General features: G+C 72.4%; 6 protein-coding genes. 4 read left to right on the top strand and 2 right to left on the bottom strand.

What is annotated here, in order from left to right:
- Together QSG27_RS26745 and QSG27_RS26740 are read left to right on the top strand one after the other, a co-directional pair.
- The coding region (locus QSG27_RS26745) for a COG4223 family protein (RefSeq protein ID WP_306711588.1) at positions 1-850 on the top strand (850 nt) is incomplete at its 5' end.
- On the top strand, positions 847-2253 hold the full coding sequence (locus QSG27_RS26740) for a heme biosynthesis protein HemY (RefSeq protein WP_306711586.1): 1407 nt from the start codon (positions 847-849) through the stop codon (positions 2251-2253). The genes QSG27_RS26745 and QSG27_RS26740, both read left to right, overlap by 4 nt.
- A gap of 188 nt (positions 2254-2441) precedes the next feature.
- On the opposite strand, the gene QSG27_RS26735 is transcribed toward QSG27_RS26740, so the two are convergent.
- Both QSG27_RS26735 and QSG27_RS26730 read right to left on the bottom strand, forming a co-directional pair.
- Positions 2442-3716 (bottom strand): pentapeptide repeat-containing protein, encoded by a 1275-nt coding sequence (locus tag QSG27_RS26735; protein WP_306711584.1) that lies wholly within the window; start codon positions 3714-3716, stop codon positions 2442-2444.
- A gap of 7 nt (positions 3717-3723) precedes the next feature.
- Positions 3724-4710, bottom strand: coding sequence for a hypothetical protein (locus QSG27_RS26730; protein WP_306711582.1), 987 nt, complete (start codon positions 4708-4710; stop codon positions 3724-3726).
- A 407-nt stretch (positions 4711-5117) separates the two neighbouring features.
- On the opposite strand from QSG27_RS26730, the gene QSG27_RS26725 reads away from it, so the two are divergent.
- Positions 5118-6203, top strand: coding sequence for a Do family serine endopeptidase (locus QSG27_RS26725; RefSeq protein WP_306711580.1), 1086 nt, complete (start codon positions 5118-5120; stop codon positions 6201-6203).
- A 50-nt stretch (positions 6204-6253) separates the two neighbouring features.
- The coding region (locus QSG27_RS26720) for a hypothetical protein (protein WP_306711578.1) at positions 6254-6929 on the top strand (676 nt) is incomplete at its 3' end.

Raw genomic sequence — 6929 nt, 5'->3', positions numbered from 1 at the left:
CGCCCCGGCCAACGGCGCCGCTCCCGCCGGCATCGACCAGCAGGCCCTGGACAGCGCCGTCGGCCAGCTTGCCGCCCGCATCCAGCAGCTCGAGCAGCGCCCGCAGGCCGCCGCCGGCTCGTCCGAGCCCGACCCGCGCGTCGCCCAGTTGACCGAACAGCTCGGCCAGGTCCAGCAGCGCGTCGATGCGGTGAGCAGCGAGGCCCAGGCCGCCGGGCAGGTCCGCCAGGACGTGGACGCACTGAAGCAGGAGCTGGCCGCCGTCAACCAGGCGGTCGAAACCCGCCGCGACGCCGCCACCGCCGCACAGGCGCTGGTGCTCGCCGCCGGGCAGCTCCGCTCCGCCCTGACCGCCGGCCAGCCCTTCCAGCAGGAACTCCAGGCCGTCCGCGCCGTGGGTTCCGGCGACCCGCAGATCGCCCAGCCGCTGGACGCCGTGGCAGGCTACGCCGCCAAGGGCGTGCCGACCCAGCCGCAGCTCACCGACCGCTTCACCGCCATGGCCTCCGACATCGTGCGCGCCGACAACCAGGGCGAGGGCAACGACTGGGTGGAGCAGGTCACCGGCAAGATCGCCACGCTGGTCACCGTCCGCCGCCAGGGCGGCGGCGTGGTCGGCGACGGCGCCGCGGCGGTGGTCGCCCGCGCCGAAGCGGCCCTTCAGGCGAACAACCTCGGCGCCGCCGTCACCGAGCTGTCGGCCCTGAAGGGTCCGGCGGCGCAGGTCGCCGCCCCCTGGATCGCCGACGCCAAGGCCCGTCTGGCCGCCAACGAGGCCGGTCAGCAGCTCACCGCCCGCGCCATCGGCCTGCTGTCGCAGTCCGCCGGGGTGAAGGGGGCGGCCCAATGACCCGCGCCATCTGGTTCATCATCAAGGTCGCCATCGTCGTCGCGATCGCGGTCTGGCTGGCCAACCATCCCGGCACGGTCTCCGTCAACTGGCAGGGCTACGTCGTCGAGACCGGCTTCGGCATCGCCGTTCTGATCGGCGTCGCCGTGCTGGCCGCGGCCATCGTGCTCTACCGGCTGGCCCGCGCCATCATCGGCGCGCCGCGCAGCCTGGGCCGCTACCGCCGGTCCCGCCGGCGCGAGCGCGGCTACAAGGCGCTGACCCGCGGCATGGTCGCCGTCGCCGCGGGCGACGCCACGACCGCCCGCAAGATGGCCCGCAAGGCCGACGGCCTGCTGAACGAGCCGCCGCTGACCATGCTGCTGTCGGCCCAGGCCGCCCAGCTCCAGGGCGACGACCGCGCGGCGAAGGAATACTTCACCGCCATGCTCGACCGGCCGGAGACGGCCTTCCTCGGCCTGCGCGGCCTGCTGACGCAGTCGCTGAAGGCCGGCGACCGGGTGGAGGCGCTCCAGCTCGCCCGCCGCGCCCAGTCGCTCCAGCCGAACACGCCGTGGCTGCTCGGCACGCTGTACGACCTGGAAGCCCGCGCCGGCGAATGGGCGGCGGCGGAAGGCACGCTGCAGCAGGCCGTCCAGGCCGGCGCGATCAACCCCGACCTGGGCCGCCGCCACCGCGCCACCCTGCTTCTGGAGCGCAGCTTCGAGGCGGAGCGCCGTGGCCGTTCCGATTCCGCCCTGTCGCACGCCCAGGCGGCGCACGACCTGCTGTCCGGCTTCGTCCCGGCGGCGGCCCGCGCGGCCCGGCTGCAAATGGCCATCGGCAAGCACAAGAACGCGGCCAAGACCATCGAGCGCTGCTGGCGCGTCAACCCGCACCCGGACCTGACCTCGGCCTACCGGGAGGTGGTGTCCAGCTACGACCCGATGAACCGGGTGAAGCTGTTCGAGAAGCTGCGCAACCACGCCCCGCACGACGTCGAGTCGCTGCTCGCCGTGGCCCGCGCCGCCCTCGACGCCCAGCTCTGGGGCGAGGCCCGCGCCCACCTGACCAAGGCGCTGGAGGCACGGCCCTCCCGCCGCGTCTACCAGCTCCTGGCCGAGCTGGAGCGGGCGGAGCGGCAGGACGAGGAGGCGGCGCGCGCCTGGCTGGCCCAGGCGGCCAACGCCCCGGCGGACGCGGCCTGGACCTGCACGGCCTGCAACGCGGTCAGCCCGAGCTGGGGCGGCCTGTGCGGCCATTGCGGCGCCTTCGACAGCCTGGAATGGAAGGCCCCGACCGTGAGTCTGTCGCTGATGACGCCGGAGCACGCCCCGGCCATCACCCATCAGGCGGCGGAGCCGGCGTCCGGCCAGCCGGGAATCGCCCCCGGCGGCCAGATCGCCCCCCAAGCGGCGACATAGCGTCCGCGCCGCGTTTGAAGGAAAAGCCCCTTCCCGGTCCGCCGGGGAGGGGCTTTTTCGTTGTGGGAACGGTGAACCACAGAGACACGGAGACACAGAGATCCGACCGGCGGCGCTACGCTCTCTGTGCCTCCGTGTCTCTGTGGTGGAAATGGACCGGCAGGCGCCCGTCCGCCCCTGCCCCCGCCCTATGCCCCGCTCAGGCGGGTGCCGTCCAGGATGGCTTCGTCGAGGATCGCGCTGCTGCGGTCGCAGCCGGTCAGGTCGGCCAGCGTCAGGTCGCAGCCCTTCATGTTCGTGGCGCTGAGCGAGGCGCCGGCCATGCGGGCGCGCACCAGCGAGGCGCGCATCACCTTCGCTCCGGCGCTGATCAGCAGCATCCCCAGGTTGGCCCCGTCCAGGCAGCCGTCGATCAGGATCGCGCGGTCCAGCTTCGCGCCGCGCATGTCCGCGCCGCGCAGGTCGGCGGAGCGCAGGTCCGCCCCGTCGAACTGGGCCGCCTGCAACTGGGCACCGTTCAGCCGGGCGTTGCGCAGCCGCACCCCCGACCCCTTGGCGAGCGTCAGAACCTTGCCCGACAGGTCCGCCCCGTCCAGGTTCAGGCCGGTCAGGTCGAGCTGCCGCCCCTGCTGGCCGCTGGAGCCGAGCCACAGCAGGTGCTGGCGCAACAGCGCCTCGATGTCGGCGGCCGGGATGGCCGGGCGGACGGGCTCCGCCGCCGGTTCGTCCTCGGGGTCCGGGATGGTCCGGGGCGCCTGGGCCGCGACCTCCGCCTCCTCGTCGGTGCGGATGGAGGTGATGAGGTCAAGCTCCGACACCTTGGCGCCGTCCAGCTTGGCCCCGCGCAGGTCGGCGCCGTTCAGGTCCGCCCCCTGGAGGTCGGCGCCGGAGAAGTTGCAGTCGCGCAGGTCGGTGCGCTGAAGCCGCGCGCCGGACAGGCGGGAATTGGTGAAGTCCGCCGCCCGCGCGAAGCTGCCCGACAGCTTGGCCCGCGCCATATCGGCGTTGGTCAGCTTGGCCGAGGCCATGTCCGCCGGCCCCGGCTCGAAGCCGATCACCTTCAGCTCGCCGGACGCGCTGCGGTTGGCCACGCTGCCGTCGCGCAGGTCCACCTCGACCATCACCGCGCCGTCCAGGACGGCGCCGCGCACGTTGGCGCCGCGCATGTCGGTGCGGAACAGGCGGGCGTCCGACAGGTCGGCGCCGCGCAGGTCCGCGCCGTAGAGGTCGGCGTGGTCCAGGACGGTGCCGCGCAGCTTGGCGTCGCGCAGGATGGCTCCGGACAGATGCGCGCCGGTCAGGTTGCGGCCCGAAAGGTCGAGGCCGGTCAGGTCGAAGAAGGGCAAGTTGGCACGGGCGCCGTTGGGCCGCCCCTCGGTGAAGCGGACGTGGCGCTCGCACACCCGGTCCAGCTGCTCCTGGCTCAGGCGTATCCGGGATTTGAGGGAGCCGTCGTTCGCCATGGGCTCCTCAGGCGAACAGCGCGTCGATGTCGGCCTGCGAAATCTCGCTGCCGCCGCCCGACGGTTCGGGCGCCGGGGCGGCGGGACGCGGGGCCGGCTTCGGTGCGGCGGGCGGAGGCGGAGGTGGCGGCGGCGGGGCGGGCGCATCCGCGGGCTCCGCCCGTTCCATCACCTGGGGGAGCTGGCTGGCCAGATTGTCGAACAGGGCGTCGATGTCGTCCTGGCTGACCTCCGGCCCGCCGAGCTGCGGGCCGTTCAGCAGATGCGCGTCGGGCCGGGTGTCGCCCAGCTTCCGGTGGGAGGAGACCTCCCCCACGCCCGCCCCTACGCCCGCCCCCATGGACGCCGTTTCCGACGCGGTGGCGATGCGGTCCACGCCCCAGATCTCGATCATCGTGTTCACGCGCTGCTCGATGTAGCGCAGCGTGTTGACCACCTTGGTGGTGCGCTGACCGGTGATGTCCTGGAAGGCGCAGGCGGTCATGATCTCGATGCTCCAGGCGTCGATGGCGTCCACCATCTCCGCGATGTCCGGATCGTCGCGCGGGATGCCCTGGGTGATTTCCTGGATCTTCTCGGTGGCGTTCAGGATGTCGGTGGTGGCGCGCTCGGTCGCCGCCACGATCTCGTCCAGCTCGCCGGTCGCCGCCTCGATGCGGTTGGACCCGGTGTCGGCGGGGCGCAGCGCGGCGATGTCGCTGCGCGTCTCGCGCACCACCTGGGTGATCGACATCAGTTCCTGCTGAAGCTGCAGGCCGTCGGCCATGCTGCCCCCCGGCGCGGCGCGGGCCAGGGCGCCCGGCTCCACCCCGCGCAGCCGGTTGACCTGCTGCTCCAGGGCGCTGGTCAGCCGGTGGAACTCGTCCGCCGCCACCACGCGCGACCGCCGGTCGCGCATGCGCAGGAACGCGCGGCCGCGTGCGGTCTGCGACAGCGCCTCCTCCATCTGGAGGTAATCATGCTCGGTCAGTTCCAGCAGAGGAACATCGCTCATCGTCGTCACCGTCGGCGGGCCGCTGTTGAGAGTCCGCCATGGAAGAAAGCACGTCTTCGGAAAACTGAGGTTACACCAGTCATGGTCTGGATTTCAGGCGAATCCTTTGCACTTCTGGGTCGCAGATCCCTCTGAACAAAGTCTTAACGAAGACATGGGCGGCGCGCGATGTCGCACCCCAGCGCGGCGGGGCGGCAGGGCGTGCAAAGGGGCCGGGCACCGGCTTAGACGTTTCTCCCCCGGGCGCCGCTGCCCTATACTCCCCTGCCCCGGTGCGGCGTGCCGAGGGACGGCGATGCGCAGGCTTGACCCGCGGGCGCCTTTCGCCCACATCAGCCGCGCCGCGCCCGGAGGGGCGCTGCCGCAGGAATGCGGTCCGGGACAACGGGAACGGGGACGGAATACCGATGAAGACGATGCTTCGGTTCGCGGCGGCGGCGTGCGTGGCCGGGCTTTTGGGGGTCGGCGCACCCGGCGCGGGTCCGGCGCCCGCCGCCGCCGCGCTGCCCGCCGGGGCCACCGGGGTGACGACCATCGCGCCGATGCTGGAGCAGGTGACCCCCGCGGTCGTCAACATCGCCGTCCTGTCGCGGGCGCCGCAGGCGGAGAACCCGCTGCTGCGCGATCCCTTCTTCCGCCGCTTCTTCAACGTTCCCGAACAGCAGGCCCGCCCGCAGGTCAGCGCCGGGTCCGGCGTCATCGTGGACGCGCGGCGCGGCTACGTCATCACCAACGCCCATGTGGTGGAGAACGCGCAGGAGATCGCCGTCACCCTGAAGGACCGCCGCCGCCTGCGCGCCAAGCTGGTCGGGCGGGACGCGGCGACCGACATCGCCCTCCTGAAGATCGAGGCGGAGAAGCTGACCGCCCTGACCTGGGGCGATTCGGACCAGTTGAAGGTCGGCGACTTCCTGGTCGCCATCGGCAACCCCTTCGGGCTGGGCCAGACGGTGACCTCCGGCATCGTGTCGGCCCTGGGGCGCAGCGGGCTGAAGATCGAAGGCTACGAGGACTTCATCCAGACCGACGCCTCCATCAACCCCGGCAATTCCGGCGGCGCCCTGGTGAACTTCAACGGGGAGCTGGTCGGCATCAACACCGCCATCATCGGCCCGGCGGGCGGGTCGGTCGGCATCGGCTTCGCCGTCCCGGTCAGCATCGTCCGCTCCGTGATGGAGCAGCTGGTGGAGTATGGCGAGGTGCGGCGCGGGCGGCTGGGCGTCGCCATCCAGGATCTGACCCCCGATCTGGCGGAGAGCATGAACCTGTCCGGCGACGCCGGGGCGGTCATCGCCCAGGTGGAACGCGGGTCCGCCGCCGACCGTGCCGGCATCCGCAGCGGCGACGTGGTGGTCGCCGTGAACGGGCGACCGGTGCGCAGCGCCACCGACTTCCGCAACCGCATGGGGCTGGTGCGCGTCGGCACGCCCTTGCAGGTGACGGTTATGCGCGGCGGCAGCGAGCGGGTTCTGAACGTCCGCACCGCGAACTAGGGCCGGGGATGAGCAAATCAGGATGAGCAAATCAGGATGACCAGACCAGGATGATGGGACGCCCCCCGCCCCCCCGCCGGCAGGCCCCGCCCGCCCCCATGGTCAGCGCGGCCCAGCGCCAGCGCGAGGTCGCCCGCATGCTGATGCGGCTGGACGACATGCTGAAGAGGTGCGCGGATCTGGCGGCGGCGGCGCGCGAGCGCGTGTCGGTCGGCGGGATGGGCCGCTACCGCAAATTCTCCCGCAAGGTGCGCGACTTCTTCTCCCTGGCCGCGGTGACCCAGGAGCGGCTGGACGCCGCCCCGTCGGAGATGGAGGAGCTGATCGGCCCGATGACCACCGCGCTGGAGCGTCTGCACGCCCGCATGGTGATCCTGTTCGTGGAGGAGAGCGTCGGCTTCTTCAACACCTTCGCGCGGGTCAAGGCGCTGCCCCTGGGCACGCACGAGACGGTGGGGGTGGAACTCCGCGCGCTGATGGAGATCCGCAAATTCCTCGACGACCCGCTCTACGACGGGGAGCGCGGGCAGGGCCTGCGCAAGCAGACGGACCGCGTCGCCGCGCTGATGCGCGCGGTGATGGACCGCTGCCCGCCCCTGCCCGACTTCGGCGACGAGCCGAGCATCGGGCCGAAGGGCACGGTGAACAAGCCGGTGATGATGTCCTTGACCAGCGTCTGCGACCCGAAACCGACGGCCAGACCGACCACACCGGCACCGGCCAGCA

Source organism: Azospirillum isscasi (assembly GCF_030849505.1).
Classification (GTDB): Bacteria; Pseudomonadota; Alphaproteobacteria; order Azospirillales; family Azospirillaceae; genus Azospirillum; species Azospirillum isscasi.
This window is presented reverse-complemented; position numbering and strand designations above follow the sequence as displayed.